This window comes from Streptomyces sp. NPDC054765 (assembly GCF_053612065.1).
The window spans coordinates 110,687-135,488 of the sequence record NZ_JBSHBP010000006.1; the positions used below are offsets into that span (position 1 = coordinate 110,687).

General features: G+C 66.8%; 21 protein-coding genes and 1 tRNA gene. 17 read left to right on the plus strand and 5 right to left on the minus strand.

The window, feature by feature from the left end; genetic code table 11:
• The first annotated feature begins 1 nt into the window (after nt 1).
• Together ACWGJY_RS06375 and ACWGJY_RS06380 are read left to right on the plus strand one after the other, a co-directional pair.
• Complete coding sequence (locus ACWGJY_RS06375; RefSeq protein ID WP_453259640.1) at nt 2-436, plus strand: MaoC family dehydratase; 435 nt, start codon at nt 2-4, stop codon at nt 434-436.
• Nucleotides 437-496: 60 nt separating this feature from the next.
• Nucleotides 497-1,552, plus strand: a complete 1,056-nt coding sequence (locus tag ACWGJY_RS06380) for a UDP-N-acetylmuramate dehydrogenase (protein WP_453259641.1) — start codon at nt 497-499, stop codon at nt 1,550-1,552.
• Nucleotides 1,553-1,631: 79 nt separating this feature from the next.
• Here ACWGJY_RS06380 and ACWGJY_RS06385 read toward each other — a convergent pair whose 3' ends face one another.
• Both ACWGJY_RS06385 and ACWGJY_RS06390 read right to left on the minus strand, forming a co-directional pair.
• Complete coding sequence (locus ACWGJY_RS06385; RefSeq protein WP_453259642.1) at nt 1,632-2,651, minus strand: adenosine deaminase; 1,020 nt, start codon at nt 2,649-2,651, stop codon at nt 1,632-1,634.
• Between the two features lie 240 nt (nt 2,652-2,891).
• Nucleotides 2,892-4,130, minus strand: a complete 1,239-nt coding sequence (locus ACWGJY_RS06390; RefSeq protein ID WP_453259643.1) for a pyridoxal phosphate-dependent aminotransferase — start codon at nt 4,128-4,130, stop codon at nt 2,892-2,894.
• 182 nt (nt 4,131-4,312) lie between these two features.
• Here ACWGJY_RS06390 and ACWGJY_RS06395 point away from each other — a divergent pair.
• The 15 genes from ACWGJY_RS06395 (at nt 4,313) to tuf (ending at nt 23,074) form a co-directional block, all read left to right on the plus strand.
• Nucleotides 4,313-4,385: transfer RNA gene (locus ACWGJY_RS06395), tRNA-Trp, on the plus strand.
• A 107-nt stretch (nt 4,386-4,492) separates the two neighbouring features.
• Nucleotides 4,493-4,789: a preprotein translocase subunit SecE gene (gene secE / locus ACWGJY_RS06400; RefSeq protein ID WP_453259644.1), complete on the plus strand. Its 297-nt coding sequence runs from the start codon at nt 4,493-4,495 to the stop codon at nt 4,787-4,789.
• A 73-nt stretch (nt 4,790-4,862) separates the two neighbouring features.
• Complete coding sequence (gene nusG, locus ACWGJY_RS06405) at nt 4,863-5,765, plus strand: transcription termination/antitermination protein NusG (RefSeq protein ID WP_453259645.1); 903 nt, start codon at nt 4,863-4,865, stop codon at nt 5,763-5,765.
• A gap of 168 nt (nt 5,766-5,933) precedes the next feature.
• Nucleotides 5,934-6,368, plus strand: coding sequence for a 50S ribosomal protein L11 (gene rplK / locus ACWGJY_RS06410; RefSeq protein ID WP_453259646.1), 435 nt, complete (start codon nt 5,934-5,936; stop codon nt 6,366-6,368).
• Nucleotides 6,369-6,448: 80 nt separating this feature from the next.
• Nucleotides 6,449-7,165: a 50S ribosomal protein L1 gene (gene rplA / locus ACWGJY_RS06415; protein WP_340484989.1), complete on the plus strand. Its 717-nt coding sequence runs from the start codon at nt 6,449-6,451 to the stop codon at nt 7,163-7,165.
• A gap of 148 nt (nt 7,166-7,313) precedes the next feature.
• A complete protein-coding gene (locus ACWGJY_RS06420) occupies nt 7,314-8,177 on the plus strand; it encodes a hypothetical protein (RefSeq protein ID WP_453259647.1) in 864 nt (287 codons plus the stop codon).
• A 315-nt stretch (nt 8,178-8,492) separates the two neighbouring features.
• Nucleotides 8,493-9,044, plus strand: a complete 552-nt coding sequence (gene rplJ / locus ACWGJY_RS06425) for a 50S ribosomal protein L10 (protein ID WP_453259648.1) — start codon at nt 8,493-8,495, stop codon at nt 9,042-9,044.
• Nucleotides 9,045-9,128: 84 nt separating this feature from the next.
• Nucleotides 9,129-9,515, plus strand: coding sequence for a 50S ribosomal protein L7/L12 (gene rplL, locus ACWGJY_RS06430; RefSeq protein WP_453259649.1), 387 nt, complete (start codon nt 9,129-9,131; stop codon nt 9,513-9,515).
• A gap of 621 nt (nt 9,516-10,136) precedes the next feature.
• Nucleotides 10,137-13,622 carry a DNA-directed RNA polymerase subunit beta gene (gene rpoB / locus ACWGJY_RS06435; protein ID WP_453259650.1) on the plus strand — a complete coding sequence of 1,162 codons (3,486 nt, stop codon included), beginning with the start codon at nt 10,137-10,139 and terminating at the stop codon, nt 13,620-13,622.
• A gap of 96 nt (nt 13,623-13,718) precedes the next feature.
• On the plus strand, nt 13,719-17,618 hold the full coding sequence (locus tag ACWGJY_RS06440; RefSeq protein WP_018090913.1) for a DNA-directed RNA polymerase subunit beta': 3,900 nt from the start codon (nt 13,719-13,721) through the stop codon (nt 17,616-17,618).
• A 230-nt stretch (nt 17,619-17,848) separates the two neighbouring features.
• Complete coding sequence (locus ACWGJY_RS06445; RefSeq protein ID WP_453259651.1) at nt 17,849-18,328, plus strand: DUF1707 and DUF4190 domain-containing protein; 480 nt, start codon at nt 17,849-17,851, stop codon at nt 18,326-18,328.
• 392 nt (nt 18,329-18,720) lie between these two features.
• The gene (gene rpsL, locus ACWGJY_RS06450; protein WP_003948652.1) at nt 18,721-19,092 is read left to right on the plus strand and encodes a 30S ribosomal protein S12; all 372 of its coding nucleotides are present in this window, start codon (nt 18,721-18,723) and stop codon (nt 19,090-19,092) included.
• A 2-nt stretch (nt 19,093-19,094) separates the two neighbouring features.
• Nucleotides 19,095-19,565: a 30S ribosomal protein S7 gene (gene rpsG, locus ACWGJY_RS06455; RefSeq protein WP_085925683.1), complete on the plus strand. Its 471-nt coding sequence runs from the start codon at nt 19,095-19,097 to the stop codon at nt 19,563-19,565.
• Between the two features lie 39 nt (nt 19,566-19,604).
• Nucleotides 19,605-21,725, plus strand: coding sequence for an elongation factor G (gene fusA / locus ACWGJY_RS06460; RefSeq protein ID WP_330317515.1), 2,121 nt, complete (start codon nt 19,605-19,607; stop codon nt 21,723-21,725).
• Nucleotides 21,726-21,880: 155 nt separating this feature from the next.
• On the plus strand, nt 21,881-23,074 hold the full coding sequence (tuf, locus tag ACWGJY_RS06465) for an elongation factor Tu (RefSeq protein ID WP_453259652.1): 1,194 nt from the start codon (nt 21,881-21,883) through the stop codon (nt 23,072-23,074).
• Between the two features lie 265 nt (nt 23,075-23,339).
• Here the strand turns inward: tuf and ACWGJY_RS06470 are convergent, their stop codons facing one another.
• From ACWGJY_RS06470 to ACWGJY_RS06480, 3 genes are read right to left on the minus strand one after another with little or no spacing between them, the layout of a single operon-like run.
• A complete protein-coding gene (locus tag ACWGJY_RS06470) occupies nt 23,340-23,930 on the minus strand; it encodes an SUKH-3 domain-containing protein (protein ID WP_453259653.1) in 591 nt (196 codons plus the stop codon).
• Nucleotides 23,931-23,937: 7 nt separating this feature from the next.
• A complete protein-coding gene (locus ACWGJY_RS06475; RefSeq protein ID WP_453259654.1) occupies nt 23,938-24,327 on the minus strand; it encodes a YwqJ-related putative deaminase in 390 nt (129 codons plus the stop codon).
• Nucleotides 24,320-24,796, minus strand: a complete 477-nt coding sequence (locus ACWGJY_RS06480; RefSeq protein WP_453259655.1) for an SUKH-3 domain-containing protein — start codon at nt 24,794-24,796, stop codon at nt 24,320-24,322. Before ACWGJY_RS06480 ends, ACWGJY_RS06475 begins: the two co-directional genes overlap by 8 nt.
• Nucleotides 24,797-24,802: the final 6 nt, after the last annotated feature.

Genomic DNA, 24,802 nt, shown 5'->3' on the forward strand with positions numbered 1-24,802 from the left:
GATGACCGCCAAGATTTCTTACGACGAGGTCGAGGTCGGCACGGAACTCCCGGCGCAGACCTTCCCCGTGAGCCGCGCCACGCTCGTCCGGTACGCGGGCGCCTCCGGCGACTTCAACCCGATCCACTGGAACGAGAAGTTCGCCAAGGAGGTCGGGCTGCCGGACGTCATCGCCCACGGCATGTTCACCATGGCCGAGGCGATCCGGGTGGTCACCGACTGGGCCGGTGACCCGGGCGCGGTCGCCGAGTACGGCGTGCGCTTCACCAAGCCCGTCGTCGTCCCCGACGACGAGACCGGTGCGCTGATCGAGGTCAGCGCCAAGGTGGCCGCCAAACTGGACGACGACGACCGTACGGTCCGCGTCGATCTCACCGCGACGAGTGCGGGCCAGAAGGTGCTGGGCATGTCCCGCGCCGTGGTCCGTCTCGCCTGAGGCGTTCCTTCCGGGGGCGGCCGCCGGGCAGTGCCGGACCGCCCCCGTACCCTTGGGCGCGTGCAGGAACTCCACGACGCGCCCCTCGCCCCGCTGACCACCTTCCGCCTCGGCGGCCCGGCCACCCGCCTCGTCACGGCCACCACCGATGACGAGGTGATCGCGGCGGTCCGCGCGGCCGACCAGGCCGGGACCCCGCTGCTGATCATCGGCGGCGGCAGCAACCTCGTCATCGGCGACAAGGGCTTCGACGGCACGGCCCTGCGCCTCGCCACCCGCGGCTTCGCCCTGGACGGTACGTCCCTCACGCTCGCCGCGGGCGAGAACTGGTCCGACGCGGTCGCCCGTACGGTCGAGGCCGGACTGGCCGGCGTGGAGTGCCTGGCCGGCATCCCCGGCTCGGCCGGCGCCACACCGATCCAGAACGTGGGTGCGTACGGCCAGGAGGTCTCCTCGACGATCACCGAGGTCACCGCCTACGACCGCCGTACCGGCGAGACCGTCACGATCCCGGGCGAGGAGTGCGGCTTCTCCTACCGCCACAGCCGCTTCAAGCAGCACCCCGACCGGTTCGTGGTGCTGCGGGTGCGGTTCGCCCTGGAGGACGCCGGAGGCCTCTCCGCGCCCCTGAAGTACGCCGAGACCGCCCGTGCCCTCGGCGTCGAGGCCGGCGACCGGGTCCCGGCCGCCGTCGCCCGGCAGACCGTTCTGGCGCTGCGCGCCGGCAAGGGCATGGTTCTCGATCCTGCGGACCACGACACCTGGTCGGCAGGCTCCTTCTTCACCAACCCGATCCTCACCGAGGACGAGCACGCCGTCTTCCTCCGGCGCGTCCAGGACCGCCTCGGCCCCGACGTCGCCCCGCCCGCCTTCCCGGCCGGCGAGGGCCTGGTGAAGACCTCCGCCGCCTGGCTCATCGACCGGGCCGGCTTCACCAAGGGCTACGGCAGCGGCCCGGCCCGCATCTCCACCAAGCACACCCTCGCGCTCACCAACCGCGGCAGCGCCACCACCGAGGATCTGCTCGCACTGGCCCGCGAGGTCCGCGACGGCGTCCATGCGGCCTTCGGTGTCACCCTCGTCAACGAACCGGTCACCGTCGGCGTCAGCCTCTAGGCCGCGCCGGAGCCTCTGGGCCGCGTCGGCCTCTGCGGGCCCTGGCCGCCGTAGGGGCCCGGCGGCCTCCGCGGACGCCCTACGCGGCCAGCCAGGCGTCGATCTCCGCCAGCAGCCGCTGCTGCACGTCCTGCGGGGCGCGCGAGCCGCGCACCGACTGCCGGGCCAACTCGGCGAGTTCGGCGTCCGTGAAGCCGTGGGCGGTGCGCGCGATCTCGTACTGCGCGGCCAGCCGCGCGCCGAACAGCAGCGGATCGTCCGCGCCCAGCGCCATCGGCACGCCCGCCTCGAAGAGCGTCCGCAGCGGCACGTCCTCCGGCTTCTCGTAGACCCCCAGTGCCACATTCGACGCCGGGCACACCTCGCAGGTCACCCCGCGTGAGGCCAGCCGGCGCAGCAGCACGGGATCCTCCGCGGCCCGTACGCCGTGCCCCACCCGGCCGGCGTGCAGATCGTCCAGGCAGTCCCGGACGCTCGCCGGTCCCGACAGCTCACCGCCGTGCGGCGCCGCCAGCAGACCGCCCTCCCGGGCGATGGCGAAGGCGCGGTCGAAGTCCCGGGCGAAACCCCGGCGTTCGTCGTTGGACAGCCCGAATCCGATCACACCCCGGTCGGCGTAGCGCACCGCGAGACGCGCCAGCGTGCGGGCGTCCAGCGGATGCTTCATACGGTTCGCGGCGACCACGACGCGGATGCCGAGCCCGGTCTCACGGGAGGCGCCGTGCACCGCGTCCAGGATGATCTCCAGGGCCGGGATCAGCCCGCCCAGCCTCGGCGCGTACGAGGTCGGGTCGACCTGGATCTCCAGCCACTGCGACCCGTCGCGGACGTCCTCCTCGGCGGCCTCGCGCACCAGCCGCCGGATGTCCTCGGGCTCCCGCAGACACGACCGCGCGATGTCGTACAGCCGCTGGAACCGGAACCAGCCGCGCTCGTCCGTGGCCCGCAGCTCGGGCGGCTCGCCGCTGCGCAGCGCCTCCGGCAGATGGACGCCGTACTTGTCGGCGAGTTCCAGCAGGGTCGCGGACCGCATCGAACCGGTGAAGTGCAGGTGCAGATGGGCCTTCGGTAGAAGCCGGACATCCCGAACCGTCTCCATATACCCTCCGTAGTCGATAAGCTCCGCTCTGTGCCGTAAGGTGTCGGGCAGGGCTTGTCCGTCATGAAAGCCGCCATGGCGACCGAATGAGAAGCCCCCTGACGCCAGGGGGAGGAGTCACCCCAAGATCTTGCCGTAGATCTTGGCGCAGGCAGCCGAGTTCACCGAATGAGCGCTTGCCTGAACGCACAAGCGGCCCCCGGGGAGCCCCGGAGACCGCTCGTGCGCAAGCGCGATGACTTACGGGCGGGCTTCCGCCAGCAGCTTCTGGATCCGGGACACGCCCTCGACCAGGTCCTCGTCACCCAGCGCGTACGAAAGCCGCAGGTAGCCGGGGGTGCCGAAGGCCTCGCCCGGGACGACGGCGACCTCCGCCTCCTCCAGGATCAGCCCGGCCAGCTCCACACTGCTCTGCGGGCGCTTGCCGCGGATCTCCTTGCCCAGCAGCTCCTTCACCGACGGGTACGCGTAGAACGCGCCCTCCGGCTCCGGGCACAGCACCCCGTCGATCTCGTTGAGCATCCGCACGATGGTGCGACGGCGGCGGTCGAAGGCCACCTTCATCTCCTCGACGGCCGCCAGATCGCCGGAGACCGCCGCGATGGCCGCGGCCTGGGCGACGTTCGAGACGTTGGACGTGGCGTGCGACTGGAGGTTCGCGGCGGCCTTGATGACGTCCTTGGGGCCGATCGCCCAGCCCACCCGCCAGCCGGTCATCGCGTACGTCTTCGCCACGCCGTTGACGACGATGCACTTGTCGCGCAGCTCGGGCACGACCACCGGCAGTGACGAGAATTCGGCGTCGCCGTAGACCAGGTGCTCGTAGATCTCGTCGGTCAGCACCCACAGGCCGTGCTCGGCGGCCCAGCGGCCCACCGCCTCGACCTGCTCGCGGGTGTAGACCGCGCCGGTCGGGTTCGACGGCGACACGAAGAGCAGCACCTTGGTGCGCTCCGTACGGGCCGCCTCCAGCTGCTCCACGCTCACGCGGTAGCCGGTGGTCTCGTCCGCGACCACATCGACCGGCACACCGCCGGCGAGACGGATCGACTCGGGGTAGGTGGTCCAGTACGGCGCCGGGACGATGACCTCGTCGCCCGGGTCGAGGATCGCCGCGAACGCCTCGTAGATCGCCTGCTTGCCCCCGTTCGTCACCAGGACGTTCGCGGCCTCGATCTCGTAGCCGGAGTCGCGCAGTGTCTTCGCGACGATCGCGGTCTTCAGCTCGGGGAGGCCGCCGGCCGGGGTGTAGCGGTGGTACTTCGGGTTGCGGCAGGCCTCGATCGCCGCCTCGACGATGTAGTCGGGCGTGGGGAAGTCGGGCTCACCGGCGCCGAAGCCGATCACCGGACGCCCGGCGGCCTTGAGGGCCTTCGCCTTGGCGTCGACGGCGAGGGTCGCGGACTCGGAGATCGAACCGACGCGGGCTGAGACCCGGCGGTCGGTGGGGGACGGTGCGGAAGGGGTTGCAGCGCTCATATATGCATCGTTGCAGACCGCTGACGAGCCCGGCGCCCGGCTTCGCGGGCGCGGCCCGGGGGATCCTGTTCGACGCCCGGCTCCGAAGCACGTACACTCGCTGACCGTTGGCTCCCAACAGATCGCCGCGGCGCACGAACTTAGTGCAGCCGACCGCATGCGGTAGGTTGGGGGAACCACAAAGGGTCGTAGCTCAATTGGTAGAGCACTGGTCTCCAAAACCAGCGGTTGCGGGTTCAAGTCCCTCCGGCCCTGCTAGACGCACTCTCCACCGCAGTGCGTGCACGCGTACGTATGAAATGCACCGCCGTGCGGCTCAACCGGGCGCGGCACGGCCACGACCCGGATTCAGGTGAGGACGAGTGACGGACGCCCTGGGCTCCATCGACATGCCTGAGCGCGGTCATTCCGAGGACGAAGCCGCGGAATCCCAGAAGAAGCCCCGCCGTGGCGGCAAGCGCGGCAAGAAGGGCCCCTTCGCGCGTCTCGCGCTTTTCTACCGCCAGGTCGTCGCGGAACTGCGCAAGGTCGTCTGGCCCACGCGCAGCCAGTTGTCGACGTACACCAGCGTGGTGATCGTCTTCGTTGTCATCATCATCGGTCTCGTAACCGTGATTGACTTGGGAATCAACCGAGTCGTCGGGTACGTCTTCGGCTGATCCCGCGGAGGGCGCCTCAGCGGGCGCCCCTTTCGCATGTTCAACCCCTTGAAGCCAGGAAGAAGCAGCCACCGTGTCTGACCCGAACCTGAACGACGCCGCCGACTCCGCCGAGACGGCAGCGGCCGACGTTGACGCGGCTGCCTCGGCCGAGGTCGAGGGCGACGACACCGCACTTGAGATCGTCGAAGCCGTCGACGAGGTCGATGAGCTCGACGCCGAGGACGCTGCCGCCGGCGAGCCCGCCGAAACGGCCGCGGTGCACGTCGACGAGGATGCCGAGGCCACCGCAGAGGTCGCCGAGGACGCCGAGGCCACCGCAGAGGTCGCCGAGGACGAGGAGCAGGAGCAGGAGCCGGTCGACCCGGTGGCCGCCCTCCGCGACGAACTCCGTGGTCTGCCCGGTGAGTGGTACGTCATCCACACCTATGCGGGCTACGAGAACCGCGTGAAGACCAACCTCGAACAGCGTGCCGTCTCGCTGAACGTCGAGGACTTCATCTTCCAGGCCGAGGTGCCGCAGGAAGAGGTCGCGCAGATCAAGAACGGCGAGCGCAAGACCATCCGCCAGAACAAGCTCCCGGGCTATGTCCTCGTGCGCATGGACCTGACGAACGAGTCCTGGGGCGTCGTCCGCAACACCCCGGGTGTCACCGGCTTCGTCGGCAACGCCTACGACCCCTACCCGCTGACGCTGGACGAGATCGTCAAGATGCTCGCCCCGGAGGCCGAGGAGAAGGCCGCCAAGGAGGCCGCCGCGGCCGAGGGCAAGCCGGCGCCGTCCCGCAAGGTCGAGGTCCAGGTGCTGGACTTCGAGGTGGGCGACTCCGTCACCGTCACCGACGGCCCGTTCGCGACGCTGCAGGCGACGATCAACGAGATCAACGCCGACTCGAAGAAGGTCAAGGGCCTCGTCGAGATCTTCGGCCGCGAGACCCCGGTCGAGCTGAGCTTCGACCAGATCCAGAAGAACTAGGTTCTTCCGGAACACCAGCCGAACCCAGCAGGTCAGACGGGCTCATAGCCGGTCTGACCTGCTCGGTTTTTGGCCGCGCGACTATACCCGTTATCGTTGTGCGGTATGCCTCCATCCGGATGACCGGATGGATCGGCGAAACACCTCTCACTAGGACCCGGAGAGAGCATGCCTCCCAAGAAGAAGAAGGTCACGGGGCTTATCAAGCTCCAGATCAGCGCCGGCGCCGCAAACCCGGCTCCGCCGGTCGGCCCCGCGCTGGGCCAGCACGGCGTCAACATCATGGAGTTCTGCAAGGCCTACAACGCCGCGACCGAGTCGCAGCGTGGCATGGTCGTGCCGGTGGAGATCACGGTCTACGAAGACCGTTCCTTCACCTTCATCACCAAGACTCCGCCGGCCGCGAAGCTCATCCTGAAGGCCGCGGGCGTGGACAAGGGCTCCGGCGAGCCGCACAAGACCAAGGTCGCCAAGATCACGCGCGACCAGGTCCGTGACATCGCCACCACCAAGATGCCCGACCTGAACGCCAACGACCTGGACGCCGCCGAGAAGATCATCGCCGGCACCGCCCGTTCCATGGGCATCACGGTCGAGGGCTGATCCTCAGCCTTCCGGCACCCCGTGGCAGGACCAGGCGCTGGTCCGCACCACGACTCCACCCCACTGCACCAGGAGCAGAAGTGAAGCGCAGCAAGACTCTTCGCAACGCGGACGCGAAGATCGACCGGGAGCGCGTGTACGCCCCCCTCGAGGCCGTCCGCCTCGCCAAGGACACCACCTCCGTCAAGTTCGACGCGACCGTCGAGGTCGCCATGCGTCTGGGTGTCGACCCGCGCAAGGCCGACCAGATGGTCCGTGGCACCGTGAACCTCCCGCACGGCACCGGTAAGACCGCCCGGGTCCTGGTCTTCGCGACCGGTGACCGTGCTGCGGCCGCGGAAGCCGCCGGCGCCGACATCGTCGGCTCGGACGAACTGATCGACGAGGTCTCCAAGGGACGTCTGGACTTCGACGCCGTCGTCGCCACCCCGGACCTCATGGGCAAGGTCGGCCGCCTCGGCCGCGTGCTCGGTCCGCGTGGTCTGATGCCGAACCCGAAGACCGGCACCGTCACCCCGGATGTCGCCAAGGCCGTCACCGACATCAAGGGCGGCAAGATCGAGTTCCGCGTGGACAAGCACGCGAACCTCCACTTCATCATCGGCAAGGTCTCCTTCGACGAGACCAAGCTGGTGGAGAACTACGCCGCGGCGCTCGAGGAGATCAACCGCCTCAAGCCGTCCGCCGCCAAGGGCCGCTACATCAAGAAGGCGACCATCACCACCACGATGGGCCCCGGCATCCCGCTGGACGCCAACCGCACCCGCAACCTCCTCGTCGAGGACGAGGCCGTCTGATCTCCCTGATCGACGCCTCGTAGCGCGTGATGCATGCGTCAGGCCCCGTTTCTCCCCACGGAGAGACGGGGCCTGACGCATGTGCGGTCAGTGGGCTCCTTTACAGTCGCCCCGAGGTCCGGAAAGAAGATCTAAGGGGGAGCCTCACGTGCGGAGCACGCGTATTGCCGCCGCTGTGGCGGGTGCCGTCATTCTGGTGGGCGGCCTGAGCGCCTGTAACAACGACGGCGGCAAGTCGTCCGGCAGCGGGAGCAGTGGTGGCGGAAGCAGCGACGCGGCGGGCGGGAAGCAGGACCCGGCGCGGAACCCGGTGGACGCGCTGAAGGCGGCCCGGACGGCGACCGAGGGCAAGAAGACCGCGAAGATCGACGGCTCCGCGACCACGACCACCCCCCGCGGCCGGCTGACGCTGTCCACCAAGGGCGGGCTGGACTGGACGCAGGGCATGCAGATGAACGTGGAGACCACCATGGCCGCCGGGGGGAGCCCCGGTAAGCCGGTCAAGGCGGTCTACACCAAGGACGCCGTGTACCTGGACATGGGCGCGGCCATGCCGGGTGCGGGCGGCAAGCCCTGGATGAAGTACACGTACACGGCCCTGTCGAAGCAGCTGGGCGGCTCGGGCACGCTGTTCCAGGACGTGCTGCAGAACGCCGACCCCAGCCGGCCCATCGAGCTGCTGGTCGCCTCCGGCACGGCCAAGGCCGTCGGCAAGGAGGACGTCAACGGCGTCCAGGCGACGCACTACACCGGCACGGTCACGATGGACCAGCTGAGCGGCAAGGTCAGCAAGTCGGTCCGCGACCTGGTCCAGCAGCAGCTGGCGAAGGGCGGCGCGAAGAGCGAGCAGCTCGACGTCTGGATCGACGCCGACAACCTGCTGGTGAAGAAGACCGAGAAGCTCGGCGGCAAGCAGCCGAGCAACTCCACGGCGTTCTTCACGGACTACGGAACCAAGGTCGACGTGTCCCCGCCGCCGGCGGGCCGGACGGCGACCGCGCCGGGCGCCTGACCGGCACGGCGGAGCCTGCGTTGGCCTGGGCGGGGGCGCACCGATGTCCCCGCTCGGGCCGATTTGCCTGACCGCGGTCCGCTCCCGTATCTTTTCCCGGAAGCCAAAGACCGCTGGTTGTCTCTGCGCGTCCGGTCCCGGACGTGTGGTGGCCGAAGGATCCGCTAGCTGCGGACGGCCTGCGCAGGTGTGTAAGGATGAACTCCCGGACGGACTCCGTTCCGGTTGAGTACGCCCCGTGCGCCTGCGCCGGGGCGTTTGTTTTGCCCAGCCCCTTCTGCGCGGTCCTCATCACCCGGAAGGAGGCCGAGGCTCATGGCGACGTCTGACAAGAACGCAGCCGTTGCGGAGATCACGGGGAAGCTCCGTGACTCCCACGCAGCTGTTGTGACTTCTTACACCGGACTGACTGTGGCGCAGCTCAAGGAGCTGCGTCGTTCTCTCGGCGAGAACGCTCAGTACCGTGTGGTGAAGAACACGCTGACCAAGATCGCGGCCAAGGAGGCCGGGATTCAGCTGGACGAGCACCTCAAGGGCTCGACCGCTGTTGCCTTCGTGACCGGTGACCCGGTCACGGCGGCGAAGGGTCTTCGTGACTTCGCCAAGGAGAACCCCGCTCTCGTCATCAAGGGCGGTGTCCTTGACGGTAAGGCGCTGTCCGCCGACGAGATCAAGAAGCTTGCGGACCTTGAGTCCCGTGAGGTTCTGCTCGCCAAGCTGGCGGGTGGCATGAAGGCGTCCATGGCCAAGGCCGCGGCGACCTTCCAGGCCCCGCTCACGAAGTTCGCCCGCACCGCGGACGCGCTTCGCAGCAAGGTCGAGCAGGGCGGTGCCGGTACGCCGGCTCCCGCCGAGGCTGCCGAGTAGTCACTCGGACGCCCAGCGGGCCCGTAGTACGCCCGCCAGACATGTACATCCGGCACCAGCCGAATTAGTGGAAGGACCGCCACCATGGCGAAGCTCAGCCAGGAAGACCTGCTCGCGCAGTTCGAAGAGATGACCCTCATCGAGCTCTCCGAGTTCGTGAAGCTGTTCGAGGAGAAGTTCGACGTCGAGGCTGCTGCCCCCGTCGCCGTTGCCGCCGCCGGTGCCCCGGGCGCCCCGGCCGCCGCCGAGGCCGAGGAGCAGGACGAGTTCGACGTCATCCTCACCGGTGCGGGCGACAAGAAGATCCAGGTCATCAAGGTCGTGCGTGAGCTGACCTCCCTGGGTCTGAAGGAGGCCAAGGACCTCGTCGACGGCACCCCGAAGGCCGTCGTGGAGAAGGTCGACAAGGCTGCCGCCGAGAAGGCTGCCGAGGCCCTCAAGGGCGCCGGCGCCTCCGTCGAGGTCAAGTGACCCCACTGAGTCTCTGACTCACGTCCACGGCGCCTGAGGCGCTCAGGACACCAGCCAAGGGCGATCACCCATGCGGGTGGTCGCCCTTCGGCGTGCTCGTCACGGCTGCGTTGTCTCGCGCCTGCGTGCGAGTATGGTGATCTTCGTTGCCCGGACGTGCCCCCATGTGACGATCTCCCAGAGGTGGGGGGCCTTGACGAACCGGACGCGGCGCGCAATTCTCGGGACGCGACGCAGAAGCGATCCAGGGTTCGAGGCATGGATCGCGGACGAAGAGGGAAGCATCGGTGTGCGCCACTGGCGCAGGGCTTTCGGCAGGCGCAGGGCATTGAGGCGAACAAACGAGGACTTCCTCCGGTGCGGAGGACATGACCTCCCGGAGGGAGAAGATCGGTATCACGGCGCTGAACCGGTCTCCGGAAACTCGCTCTGGACATCAGTGTGCCAAGTGGCTACACTGACCCTTTGCGCTGCCTGTTAGCTGCTCCCTGCCCGTCACCAGGGGCATACCCGAGCCCGAGCAAAGCTGAATGATACGCCCTGACCTGGGCTTTCCCTCAGTCTGCTCGATTCGGGACCGGTACGCGCGTAGTGAGTCCGAGCCCTCGGAAGGACCCCCTCTTGGCCGCCTCGCGCAACGCCTCGACTGCCAATACGAACAACGGCGACAGCACCGCCCCGCTGCGCATCTCTTTTGCGAAGATCAAGGAGCCCCTCGGGGTTCCGAACCTCCTTGCGCTGCAGACCGAAAGCTTCGACTGGCTGCTCGGCAATGCCGCATGGAAGGGTCGCGTCGAGGCTGCGCTGGAGAGTGGGCAGGAAGTCCCCACCAAGTCCGGTCTTGAAGAGATCTTCGAAGAGATCTCCCCGATCGAGGACTTCTCCGGGTCGATGTCGCTGACGTTCCGCGACCACCGCTTCGAGCCCCCGAAGAACTCCATCGACGAGTGCAAGGAGCGCGACTTCACGTACGCGGCTCCGCTCTTCGTCACCGCTGAGTTCACGAACAACGAGACCGGCGAGATCAAGTCCCAGACGGTCTTCATGGGCGACTTCCCGCTCATGACCAACAAGGGCACCTTCTGCATCAACGGCACCGAGCGTGTCGTCGTGTCCCAGCTGGTGCGCTCGCCGGGCGTGTACTTCGACAGCTCCATCGACAAGACGTCCGACAAGGACATCTTCTCGGCCAAGATCATCCCGTCCCGGGGTGCCTGGCTGGAGATGGAGATCGACAAGCGCGACATGGTCGGTGTCCGCATCGACCGCAAGCGTAAGCAGTCCGTGACCGTTCTGCTCAAGGCTCTCGGTTGGACGACCGAGCAGATCCTCGAGGAGTTCGGCGAGTACGAGTCCATGCGCGCCACCCTGGAGAAGGACCACACCCAGGGCCAGGACGACGCGCTGCTCGACATCTACCGCAAGCTGCGTCCGGGCGAGCCGCCGACCCGTGAGGCCGCGCAGACGCTGCTGGAGAACCTCTACTTCAACCCCAAGCGCTACGACCTCGCGAAGGTCGGCCGCTACAAGGTCAACAAGAAGCTCGGCGGCGACGAGCCGCTCGACGCGGGTGTGCTGACCACCGATGACGTCATCGCGACGATCAAGTACCTGGTCAAGCTGCACGCCGGCGAGACCGAGACGATGGGTGAGTCCGGCCGCTCGATCGTCGTCGAGACCGACGACATCGACCACTTCGGCAACCGTCGTCTGCGCAACGTCGGCGAGCTCATCCAGAACCAGGTCCGTACGGGCCTGGCGCGGATGGAGCGCGTCGTGCGTGAGCGCATGACCACCCAAGACGTCGAGGCGATCACGCCGCAGACCCTGATCAACATCCGGCCGGTCGTCGCCTCCATCAAGGAGTTCTTCGGCACCAGCCAGCTGTCGCAGTTCATGGACCAGACCAACCCGCTGTCGGGTCTGACCCACAAGCGCCGCCTGTCGGCGCTGGGCCCGGGTGGTCTCTCCCGTGAGCGGGCCGGCCTGGACGTCCGTGACGTGCACCCCTCGCACTACGGCCGCATGTGCCCGATCGAGACCCCCGAAGGTCCGAACATCGGTCTGATCGGTTCGCTGGCCTCCTACGGCCGGGTCAATGTCTTCGGCTTCATCGAGACGCCCTACCGCAAGGTCGTCGACGGCCAGGTCACCGAGGAGGTGGACTACCTCACCGCCGATGAGGAGGACCGCTTCCTGATCGCCCAGGCCAACGCCAAGCTCAGCGACGACATGCGCTTCGCCGAGCAGCGTGTGCTGGTCCGCCGCCGTGGCGGCGAGGTCGACCTCGTCCCCGCCGACGAGGTGGACTTCATGGACGTCTCGCCGCGCCAGATGGTGTCGGCCGCGACCGCCATGATCCCGTTCCTCGAGCACGACGACGCCAACCGCGCGCTCATGGGATCGAACATGATGCGCCAGGCCGTTCCGCTGATCAAGGCGGAGTCGCCGCTGGTCGGCACCGGCATGGAGTACCGCTGTGCGGTCGACGCCGGTGACGTCATCAAGGCGGAGAAGGACGGTGTGGTCCAGGAGGTCTCCGCGGACTACATCACCGTCGCCAACGACGACGGCACGTACACCACGTACCGCGTCGCCAAGTTCACCCGCTCCAACCAGGGCACCTCCTTCAACCAGAAGGTCGTCGTGGACGAGGGCGCGCGGGTCATCGAGGGCCAGGTCCTCGCCGACGGTCCGTCCACGGACGAAGGCGAGATGGCGCTCGGCAAGAACCTGCTCGTGGCGTTCATGCCGTGGGAGGGCCACAACTACGAGGACGCGATCATCCTGTCGCAGCGCCTCGTGCAGGACGACGTCCTCTCCTCGATCCACATCGAGGAGCACGAGGTCGACGCCCGTGACACCAAGCTGGGCCCCGAGGAGATCACCCGAGACATCCCGAACGTCTCCGAGGAGGTCCTCTCCGACCTCGACGAGCGCGGCATCATCCGGATCGGTGCCGAGGTCGTCGCCGGCGACATCCTCGTCGGCAAGGTCACGCCCAAGGGTGAGACCGAGCTGACCCCCGAGGAGCGTCTGCTCCGCGCGATCTTCGGTGAGAAGGCGCGCGAGGTGCGCGACACCTCGCTGAAGGTGCCGCACGGTGAGATCGGCAAGGTCATCGGCGTCCGCGTCTTCGACCGCGAAGAGGGCGACGAGCTTCCCCCGGGCGTGAACCAGCTGGTCCGCGTCTACGTCGCCCAGAAGCGCAAGATCACCGACGGCGACAAGCTCGCCGGCCGGCACGGCAACAAGGGCGTCATCTCGAAGATCCTGCCGGTCGAGGACATGCCGTTCCTGGAGGACGGCACCCCGGTCGACATCATCCTCAACCCGCTGGGTGTCCCGTCCCGAATGAACCCGGGACAGGTCCTGGAGATCCACCTCGGCTGGCTCGCCAGCCAGGGCTGGAAGGTCGAGGGTGTCGAGGAGGAGTGGCAGAAGCGTCTCCACTCCATCTCCGCCGACGAGGTCGCCCCCGGCTCCAACGTCGCCACCCCGGTGTTCGACGGTGCGCGCGAGGACGAGATCTCCGGTCTCTTCGAGTCGACGATCCCCAACCGTGACGGTGAGCGGATGGTCAAGGGCTCCGGCAAGGCCCGGATGTTCGACGGCCGCTCCGGTGAGCCGTTCCCGGACCCGATCTCGATCGGGTACATGTACATCCTCAAGCTGCACCACCTGGTCGACGACAAGCTCCACGCGCGTTCGACCGGTCCGTACTCGATGATCACCCAGCAGCCGCTGGGTGGTAAGGCTCAGTTCGGTGGCCAGCGGTTCGGTGAGATGGAGGTGTGGGCGCTGGAGGCTTACGGCGCCGCATACGCCCTCCAGGAACTGCTGACGATCAAGTCCGACGACGTGACCGGCCGCGTGAAGGTCTACGAGGCCATCGTCAAGGGCGAGAACATCCCCGAGCCCGGCATTCCCGAGTCCTTCAAGGTGCTCATCAAGGAAATGCAGTCCCTGTGCCTCAACGTGGAGGTGCTGTCCTCGGACGGCATGTCCATCGAGATGCGCGACACCGACGAGGACGTCTTCCGCGCGGCGGAGGAGCTCGGCATCGACCTGTCCCGGCGCGAGCCGAGCAGCGTCGAAGAGGTCTGACGGGAGTCTGACGGAGCCCGGCCCGCCGGGCTCCGTCGGCCCCAAGACCCCCGTTTCAGACCACAGACTTACAACCCTGAGAGGGATTGACGCATAGTGCTCGACGTCAACTTCTTCGATGAGCTCCGGATCGGTCTGGCGACCGCTGACGACATCCGTCAGTGGAGCCACGGCGAGGTCAAGAAGCCCGAGACCATCAACTACCGCACCCTCAAGCCCGAAAAGGACGGACTCTTCTGCGAGAAGATCTTCGGTCCGACCCGGGACTGGGAGTGCTACTGCGGTAAGTACAAGCGCGTCCGCTTCAAGGGCATCATCTGCGAGCGCTGCGGCGTCGAGGTCACTCGCGCCAAGGTGCGTCGTGAGCGGATGGGGCACATCGAGCTGGCCGCTCCCGTGACCCACATCTGGTACTTCAAGGGCGTGCCGAGCCGGCTGGGCTACCTGCTGGACCTCGCGCCCAAGGACCTCGAAAAGGTCATCTACTTCGCCGCCTACATGATCACGTGGGTGGACGAGGAGCGCCGTACGCGCGACCTGCCCTCGCTGGAGGCGCACGTCTCCGTCGAGCGTCAGCAGATCGAGCAGCGCCGCGACTCCGACCTGGAGGCCCGCGCCAAGAAGCTCGAGACCGACCTGGCCGAGCTGGAGGCCGAGGGCGCCAAGGCCGATGTGCGCCGCAAGGTGCGCGAGGGCGCCGAGCGTGAGATGAAGCAGCTGCGCGACCGTGCGCAGCGCGAGATCGACCGTCTCGACGAGGTCTGGAACCGCTTCAAGAACCTCAAGGTCCAGGACCTGGAGGGCGACGAGCTGCTCTACCGCGAGCTGCGGGACCGCTTCGGCACGTACTTCGACGGCTCCATGGGTGCCGCTGCCCTGCAGAAGCGCCTGGAGACCTTCGACCTCGACGAGGAGGCCGAGCGCCTCCGCGAGATCATCCGTACCGGCAAGGGCCAGAAGAAGACCCGTGCGCTCAAGCGCCTCAAGGTCGTCTCCGCCTTCCTGCAGACCCGCAACAGCCCCAAGGGCATGGTGCTGGACTGCATCCCGGTGATCCCGCCGGACCTGCGTCCGATGGTGCAGCTGGACGGTGGCCGCTTCGCGACCTCCGACCTGAACGACCTGTACCGCCGCGTGATCAACCGCAACAACCGCCTCAAGCGTCTCCTTGACCTCGGTGCCCCCGAGATCATCGTGAACAACGAGAAGCGGATGCTGCAGGAGGCCGTCGACGCGCTGTTCGACAACGGCCGCCGCGGCCGTCCGGTCACCGGTCCCGGCAACCGCCCGCTGAAGTCCCTCAGCGACATGCTGAAGGGCAAGCAGGGCCGGTTCCGTCAGAACCTGCTCGGTAAGCGAGTCGACTACTCGGCGCGTTCCGTCATCGTCGTCGGCCCGCAGCTCAAGCTGCACCAGTGCGGTCTGCCCAAGGCCATGGCGCTGGAGCTCTTCAAGCCGTTCGTGATGAAGCGCCTGGTGGACCTCAACCACGCGCAGAACATCAAGAGCGCGAAGCGCATGGTCGAGCGCGGCCGCACGGTCGTCTACGACGTGCTCGAAGAGGTCATCGCCGAGCACCCGGTGCTGCTGAACCGTGCACCCACCCTGCACCGTCTGGGCATCCAGGCCTTCGAGCCGCAGCTGGTCGAGGGCAAGGCCATTCAGATTCACCCGCTCGTCTGCACCGCGTTCAACGCGGACTTCGACGGTGACCAGATGGCCGTCCACCTCCCGCTGTCCGCGGAGGCCCAGGCCGAGGCCCGCATCCTGATGCTGTCCTCGAACAACATCCTCAAGCCGGCCGACGGCCGTCCGGTCACCATGCCGACCCAGGACATGGTGCTCGGCCTCTTCTTCCTCACCACGGATGAAGAGGAGCGCAAGGTCATCGGTGAGGGCCGCGCGTTCGGTTCGGCCGCCGAGGCGATCATGGCGTTCGACGCCAAGGAGCTCTCGCTCCAGGCGAAGGTCGACATCCGCTTCCCGATCGGCACCGTCCCGCCCCGTGGCTGGACCCCGCCGGTTCCGGAAGAGGGCGAGCCCGAGTGGCAGCAGGGCGACAGCTTCCGGCTGCGGACGACCCTGGGCCGTGCGCTCTTCAACGAGCTGCTGCCCGAGGACTACCCGTTCGTCGACTACTCGGTGGGCAAGAAGCAGCTCTCCGCCATCGTCAACGACCTGGCAGAGCGCTACCCGAAGGTCATCGTGGCGGCGACGCTCGACAACCTGAAGGCGGCCGGCTTCCACTGGGCGACCCGTTCCGGCGTCACCGTCGCGGTCTCGGACATCGTCGTGCCGGAGGCCAAGAAGGCCATCGTCGCGGGCTACGAGGCCCAGGACGAGAAGGTCCAGAAGCAGTACGAGCGCGGTCTGATCACCAAGGACGAGCGCACTCAGGAACTGATCAACATCTGGACCAAGGCGACCAACGAGGTCGCCGAGGCGATGAACGAGAACTTCCCCAAGACGAACCCCATCTTCATGATGGTTGACTCGGGTGCCCGAGGAAACATGATGCAGATGCGGCAGATCGCCGGTATGCGTGGTCTGGTGTCGAACGCGAAGAACGAGACCATCCCGCGTCCGATCAAGGCGTCGTTCCGCGAGGGTCTGTCCGTGCTGGAGTACTTCATCTCCACCCACGGTGCCCGTAAGGGTCTGGCGGACACCGCTCTGCGTACCGCCGACTCCGGCTACCTCACCCGTCGTCTGGTCGACGTCTCCCAGGACGTCATCATTCGCGAGGAGGACTGCGGCACGGAGCGTGGCCTCAAGCTGCGGATCGCCTCGAAGGACGCCGCGGGTGTCCTGCGCAAGGCGGACGACGTCGAGTCCAGCGTCTATGCACGGATGCTGGCCGAAGACGTCGTCGTCGACGGCAAGGTCGTCGCGCCGGCCAACGTCGACCTCGGTGACGTGCTCATCGACGCGCTGGTCAATGCGGGCGTCGAGGAGGTCAAGACCCGCTCGGTCCTGACCTGTGAGTCCGCGGTCGGCACCTGTGCCTTCTGCTACGGCCGTTCGCTGGCCACCGGCAAGCTGGTCGACATCGGTGAGGCGGTCGGCATCATCGCCGCCCAGTCCATCGGTGAGCCCGGCACCCAGCTGACGATGCGTACCTTCCACACCGGTGGTGTGGCCGGTGACGACATCACCCTGGGTCTGCCGCGTGTCGTCGAGCTCTTCGAGGCCCGTACGCCCAAGGGTGTCGCCCCGATCTCGGAGGCGGCAGGCCGCGTCCGGATCGAGGAGACCGAGAAGACCAAGAAGGTCGTCGTCACCCCGGACGACGGCAGCGACGAGATGGCGTACGGCGTCTCCAAGCGTGCCCGTCTCCTGGTGGGCGAGGGCGACCACGTCACGGTCGGCCAGCCGATGACCGTGGGTGCCGTCAACCCGCACGACGTGCTGCGGATCCTCGGCCAGCGTGCCGTCCAGGTCCACCTGGTCGGCGAGGTCCAGAAGGTCTACAACAGCCAGGGCGTGGCGATCCACGACAAGCACATCGAGATCATCATCCGGCAGATGCTGCGCCGTGTGACGATCATCGAGTCCGGCGACGCGGAGCTGCTGCCGGGCGAGCTGGTGGAGCGCACGAAGTTCGAGGGTGAGAACCGCCGGGTCGTGGCGGAGGGTGGCCACCCGGCCTCCGGCCGTCCGCAGCTGATGGGTATCACCAAGGCGTCGCTGGCCACCGAGTCGTGGCTGTCGGCGGCGTCCTTCCAGGAGACGACCAGGGTCCTGACCGACGCGGCGATCAACGCCAAGTCGGACTCCCTGATCGGCCTCAAGGAGAACGTCATCATCGGTAAGCTCATCCCGGCCGGTACGGGCCTGTCCCGCTACCGCAACATCCGGGTCGAGCCCACCGAGGAGGCGAAGGCCGCGATGTACTCGGCCGTCGGTTACGACGACATCGACTACTCGCCCTTCGGCACCGGCTCCGGCCAGGCGGTCCCGCTGGAGGACTACGACTACGGTCCGTACAACCAGTAAGCCTGGTCCGTAGGACAGCAACAGGGCGGTCATCCCTTACGGGGTGGCCGCCCTGCGGCGTTGTCCGGCCGTCTTGCGGGTCGGGGGCCGCGCGGGGGAACTTGTCCTGCCATTGCTGCGTCTGTGATGAGAAGATGGGGAGAACTGTCGAGCGGGGGGAGGTTCGCGGGGTGGCATTCCAGCCGTGGCAGGGTGGGCAGCCCGCTCAGCCGCCGAATCAGGTGCCGGTCATGCGTGCCTCGCACGCCGATCGTGAGCGGGCGGTCGATGTACTGAAGGCGGGTTTTGCCGAGGGGCGCCTGCAGCAGCCGGAGTACGAGCAGCGGATCGCGCGGGCTTATCAGGCGCAGACGCATGCCGAGCTGCAGATGCTGGTGGCGGACCTTCCGCAGGGGCCGGTGCCGCAGGCACAGTTCATGCCGCAGCGGCCGGTGCCGGCGACCTTCATGCCGATGCAGATGCCGGCGCCGGTGCACACCAACAGCTCGGCGACGGGTGCGCTGGTCTGCGGGATCCTGACGCCGGTGACCTGGGGGCTGACGGCGATCCCGGCCGTGATCCTGGGGCACAAGGCGCGGGCCGAGATGCGCCGGACCGGAGAGCGCGGGGACGGCCAGGCACTCACGGGGCTGGTCCTGGGCTGGCTGGCGATCGGCGGCTGGGCGCTGTTCCTCCTGGTGTCCGTCCTGCTGGCCGCGACCCGTCTTTAGGACGCGTACGACGGTGCCGGCGGCCGTCGGGGGAGGGCCGCCGCAGGGGCGTGGCGCCTTCTTCCGTACAGCCATGGTTCGCACTACGGTGGCCGCAACGCCGTGAGGAGTCCGGCGTGTCCTTCGCGTGTGCATTTGTTTTGACCGCAGCCCATGCGGTAGGTACGCTCTGACCTTGTGCCTGGGGTGTCCCTGGGCTGCCGTGCCCGCAATCTCCTCGGCCCCCGGCCGGGAGAGCCACAGCACGGAAGCCGGGTTTTGACACCGCAATCTGCCGCCTCACTCGTTCCAGCGAGGGACCGGACTGCAGTATTCGACACACCCGACCGCGTGGGTCGGGGAATGTTCCAGGTTAGCTTTACCGAGACTGGCACACAGAAACCGGAGAAACGGTGCCTACGATCCAGCAGCTGGTCCGCAAGGGCCGGCAGGACAAGGTCGAGAAGAACAAGACGCCCGCGCTCGAGGGTTCGCCCCAGCGCCGTGGCGTCTGCACGCGTGTTTTCACGACCACCCCGAAGAAGCCGAACTCGGCCCTGCGTAAGGTCGCGCGTGTGCGTCTGACCAGCGGGATCGAGGTCACCGCTTACATTCCGGGTGAGGGCCACAACCTGCAGGAGCACTCGATCGTGCTCGTGCGCGGCGGTCGTGTGAAGGACCTGCCGGGTGTTCGGTACAAGATCATCCGCGGCTCCCTCGACACGCAGGGCGTCAAGAACCGCAAGCAGGCTCGCAGCCGCTACGGCGCCAAGAAGGAGAAGTAAGAATGCCTCGTAAGGGCCCCGCCCCGAAGCGCCCGGTCATCATCGACCCGGTCTACGGTTCTCCTCTGGTGACCTCCCTCATCAACAAGGTGCTGCTGAACGGAAAGCGCTCCACCGCCGAGCGCATCGTTTACGGCGCCATGGAGGGTCTGCGCGAGAAGACCGGTAACGACCCGGTCATCACGCTCAAGCGCGCGCTCGAGAACATCAAGCCGACCCTTGAGGTCAAGTCCCGCCGTGTCGGTGGCGCGACCTACCAGGTTCCGGTCGAGGTCAAGCCCGGCCGTGCCGGCACCCTCTCGCTGCGCTGGCTCGTGGGCTACTCCCGCGCCCGTCGCGAGAAGACCATGACCGAGCGCCTCATGAACGAACTGCTCGACGCCTCCAACGGCCTCGGCGCTTCGGTCAAGAAGCGTGAGGACACGCACAAGATGGCCGAGTCCAACAAGGCCTTCGCGCACTACCGCTGGTAGTCGCAACCCACATCGAGACCGAGAGAAGATTGAGCCACTATGGCCACCACTTCGCTTGACCTGGCCAAGGTCCGCAATATCGGGATCATGGCCCACATCGACGCGGGCAAGACGACCACCACCGAGCGGATCCTGTTCTACACCGGCGTTTCGTACAAGATCGGTGAAGTCCACGACGGCGCTGCCACGATGGACTGGATGGAGCAGGAGCAGGAGCGCGGCATCACGATCACGTCTGCCGCGACGACCTGCCACTGGCCGCTGGAAGACGTCGACAACACCATCAACATCATCGACACCCCGGGACACGTCGACTTCACCGTCGAGGTGGAGCGTTCGCTGCGCGTCCTGGACGGTGCGGTGACGGTGTTCGACGGCGTTGCCGGTGTCGAGCCCCAGTCCGAGACCGTCTGGCGTCAGGCGGACCGCTACGGCGTGCCGCGTATCTGCTTCGTCAACAAGCTCGACCGTACGGGTGCCGAGTTCCACCGCTGCGTCGACATGATCGTGGACCGCCTGGGCGCGACCCCGATCGTGATGCAGCTGCCGATCGGCACCGAGGCGGACTTCAAGGGCGTCGTCGACCTCGTCACCATGAAGGCCCTGGTCTGGTCGGCCGAGGCCGCCAAGGGCGAGATGTACGACACCGTCGACATCCCGGACACGCACATCGAGGCTGCCGACGAGTGGCGCGGCAAGCTGCTCGAGGCCGTTGCCGAGAACGACGAAGAGGTCATGGAGCTGTACCTGGAGGGCCAGGAGCCCACCGTGGAGCAGCTCTACGCGGCGATCCGCCGGATCACCATCGCTTCGGGCAAGGCCGAGAACACCACCGTCACCCCGGTGTTCTGCGGTACCGCGTTCAAGAACAAGGGCGTTCAGCCCCTGCTCGACGCGGTCGTGCGCTACCTCCCCTCCCCCCTGGACGTCGAGGCCATCGAAGGCCACTCCGTCAAGGACCCGGAAGAGGTCATCAAGCGCCAGCCGTCCGAGGACGAGCCGCTGGCCGCCCTTGCGTTCAAGATTGCGAGCGACCCCCACCTGGGCAAGCTCACCTTCATCCGGGTGTACTCGGGCCGCCTTGAGGCCGGCTCGCAGGTGCAGAACTCGGTGAAGGGCAAGAAGGAGCGCATCGGCAAGATCTACCGGATGCACGCGAACAAGCGTGAGGAGATCGAGTCGGTGGGTGCCGGTGACATCGTCGCCGTCATGGGTCTGAAGCAGACCACCACCGGTGAGACCCTCTGTGACTCCGCCAACCAGGTCATCCTGGAGTCGATGGAGTTCCCGGCCCCGGTCATCCAGGTCGCCATTGAGCCCAAGTCCAAGGGCGACCAGGAGAAGCTGGGTGTCGCCATCCAGCGACTCGCCGAAGAGGACCCCTCGTTCCAGGTGCACACCGACGAGGAGACCGGCCAGACCATCATCGCGGGTATGGGCGAGCTGCACCTCGACGTGCTGGTCGACCGTATGAAGCGCGAGTTCCGGGTCGAGGCCAACGTCGGCAAGCCGCAGGTCGCCTACCGCGAGACCCTGCGCAAGGCCGTCGAGCGTCTCGACTACACGCACAAGAAGCAGACTGGTGGTTCCGGCCAGTTCGCGAAGGTGCAGATCGCGATCGCGCCCCTCGAGGGCGACGGGTACGAGTTCGAGAACAAGGTCACCGGTGGCCGTATCCCGCGGGAGTACATCCCGTCCGTGGACGCGGGCTGCCAGGAGGCCATGGAGTTCGGTGTTCTCGCCGGCTACCCGCTGACCGGCGTCAAGGTCACGCTGCTCGACGGTGCGTTCCACGAGGTCGACTCCTCGGAGATGGCCTTCAAGATCGCCGGTTCGATGGCCTTCAAGGAGGCCGCGCGCAAGGCCTCCCCGGCCCTGCTCGAGCCGATGATGAAGGTCGAGGTCACCACGCCCGAGGACTACATGGGCGATGTGATCGGCGACATCAACTCCCGCCGTGGACAGATCCAGTCCATGGAGGAGCGCAGCGGCGCCAAGCTCGTCACGGGCCTGGTCCCCCTGTCGGAGATGTTCGGCTACGTCGGCGACCTCCGCAGCAAGACCTCGGGTCGCGCAAGCTACTCGATGCAGTTCGACTCCTACGCCGAGGTTCCCCGGAACGTCGCCGAGGAGATCATCGCGAAGGCCAAGGGCGAATAGCTCCGTCTCCCGAGAGTCGGAACACGCTTTAGGCTTGACACCGTCTGATGGGGTAATCCCTGCAAACCGTGAGGATTGCCCCGTCAGCCGGCATCCCAGCAAAGATCACCTGGCGCCGATGAGTAAGGCGTACAGAACCACTTCAGGAGGAACCAGTGGCGAAGGCGAAGTTCGAGCGGACTAAGCCGCACGTCAACATCGGCACCATCGGTCACATTGACCACGGTAAGACGACCCTCACGGCCGCCATTACCAAGGTGCTGCACGACGCGTACCCGGACCTGAACGAGGCCTCGGCCTTCGACCAGATCGACAAGGCTCCTGAGGAGCGCCAGCGCGGTATCACGATTTCGATCGCGCACGTCGAGTACCAGACGGAGAGCCGTCACTACGCCCACGTCGACTGCCCCGGTCACGCGGACTACATCAAGAACATGATCACGGGTGCGGCGCAGATGGACGGCGCCATCCTCGTGGTTGCCGCCACCGACGGCCCGATGCCGCAGACCAAGGAGCACGTGCTCCTGGCCCGCCAGGTCGGCGTTCCGTACATCGTTGTCGCCCTGAACAAGGCCGACATGGTGGACGACGAGGAGATCCTGGAGCTCGTCGAGCTCGAGGTCCGTGAGCTCCTCTCCGAGTACGAGTTCCCCGGCGACGACGTTCCGGTCGTCAAGGTCTCGGCGCTCAAGGCGCTCGAGGGCGACAAGGAGTGGGGCGACTCCGTCCTCAAGCTCATGGCCGCCGTCGACGAGTCGATCCCGCAGCCCGAGCGTGACGTCGACAAGCCGTTCCTGATGCCGATCGAGGACGTCTTCACGATCACCGGCCGTGGCACCGTTGTCACCGGTCGTATCGAGCGTGGTGTCCTCAAGGTCAACGAGACCGTCGACATCATCGGCATCAAGACCGAGAAGACCACCACCACGGTCACCGGCATCGAGATGTTCCGGAAGCTCCTCGACGAGGGCCAGGCCGGTGAGAACGTCGGTCTGCTCCTCCGTGGCATCAAGCGCGAGGACGTCGAGCGCGGCCAGGTCATCATCAAGCCGGGTTCGGTCACGCCGCACACCTCGTTCGAGGCGCAGGCGTACATCCTGTCGAAGGACGAGGGTGGCCGCCACACCCCGTTCTTCAACAACTACCGCCCGCAGTTCTACTTCCGCACCACCGACGTGACCGGCGTCGTGACCCTCCCCGAGGGCACCGAGATGGTCATGCCGGGCGACAACACTGAGATGACCGTTGAGCTCATCCAGCCCGTCGCGATGGAAGAGGGTCTGAAGTTCGCCATCCGTGAGGGTGGCCGGACCGTCGGCGCCGGCCAGGTCACCAAGATCACGAAGTAATTCGCTGATCCGGTTGATCCGGTCATAGCTCCCCGGAGCTTACGAGGAGCCCTGTCCACCATCAGGTGGGCGGGGCTCCTTGACGTTCGGTGTGCTGTTGCAGGCTTTCCGTCTGGGCGGCCAGACGGCTGATACGTGCCGCAGCGGCCCGTTCTCGGGGTCGGTACAAAGCCTCAGGGGCATGGCCTCGGCGGGCCCCGGAGAGGGCGCCAGGAACTCTGGTCGAGCCCGACCTGGGGCAGGAGGGGCTCCGCTCCCCTCGCATCTATCCGAACGCCTGCTGTATGCCCTTCTCGGTCCGGACGACGTCCGCGGGGCCGGCGGAGGAGGCCGCCGTCGGTCCCGGAGACGGTGCGTCTCCCCAGGACCCGTCTGCACGGACACGGTGCGGGCGTCGGCCCTGAATGAGCGTCGCCAAACCGGCCAAGACCGAGTCACCAAGAAACCACCAGCCGCCGTGATTCAGCAGAAAGAGCCTGCTCAGTTCGTCCACCGCGATGAGTGATTGCTCCCCGTGGGAGCCGAAAGGGAAGGCCTTGTTTCCGATGCGCTGCGTGAGGTCCCTCATTGCCGACAGCGCGAAGCGGCCCTCTCGGGGATCGACCACCAGGCCGTGCCGGGCTACCTCAAGACCGGGTCCTGCAAGGAGCAGCTCGATTCCGTGAAACTCCTGTAGCGCCTTCTCGGCGGCCGGAAAGAGCTCCCATGCCTCTCCGCCTTGGTGGCTGACCGTGCTGACGGTTTCCAGGGCGGCGAGTTGCCACGACGAGCCGGCTTCCCTGCCGGGTGACCAACCGGCTTTGGTCAACACTTCTACGACGCCTTGAAGCGCCCGCTCGTGCTGCTCGGCGTCCATGCCGCAGTCACCCCTCGATGAATCTGATGCCGAGTTTGTCAAGAAGACGCTGGCAAGCACTGCACGGCACGGTGGGACGGCCGTGATCCGGGTCCCCGTGCTCCCGGATCAGCTTCGAGACCATGGCTGCCCCGGCGAAGTGCGGCGCTGCCTCCTCCAGTGAGATCGGGGGCCGTCCCGCACGCCGGGAATCCACTTCCCAGAGTTGGTCGGATACCAATGCCGATTCCGCGCAGTACCCGAGGAAGGGCTCCTGTTGTGCAACGGGAAGTGCGTCGAAGTACTCCTGCACGGCGGGGTGAAGGTTGGGTTCTCCGTCGCCACTCAAGTTGGTGTGGCTCACGACGTGATTGCCCACGAGCAAGGATGAAGCAACGCCGGGAACGACGTTAGGCATGGTAATCCTCGATAGGTTGAAGGCGTCCGGTGTACAGGCTGGAGATCACTTCATGGATTCCCGTTCCTGCGTAATATGTGCCCGAGTGATGAAGGTAAAACATGCGTCCAGCGGGGGTCATCACTACAAGCCCGTTCTCCACCTTGTCCCATCCGACGGGAAAAATTGGTTGCTGTAGCTCATCCATGAGCTCCGAGATCTCTTCGGCCTTGTCGCTACAGAACTTGGCGCAGGTGTTGAAGTGATCTGTGCGCTCTGCGCTGTAGGGGAACTCTACGGTCAAGAACCCGTAGGAGCGAAGGAAGGCTTCCGCCTCTGGAAACAGTTCGACTTGGCAGTCATGGGACGCGAGGTCGTCAATGACGAACTCTGTCAGCTCCGGCACCCTGTCGGACATATCGCGATCGGGATGCCATCCCGCGGCAGTCAAGAGCTGATCGATTTCTTCATGCGTTGGCCCGGATGACATAATAGA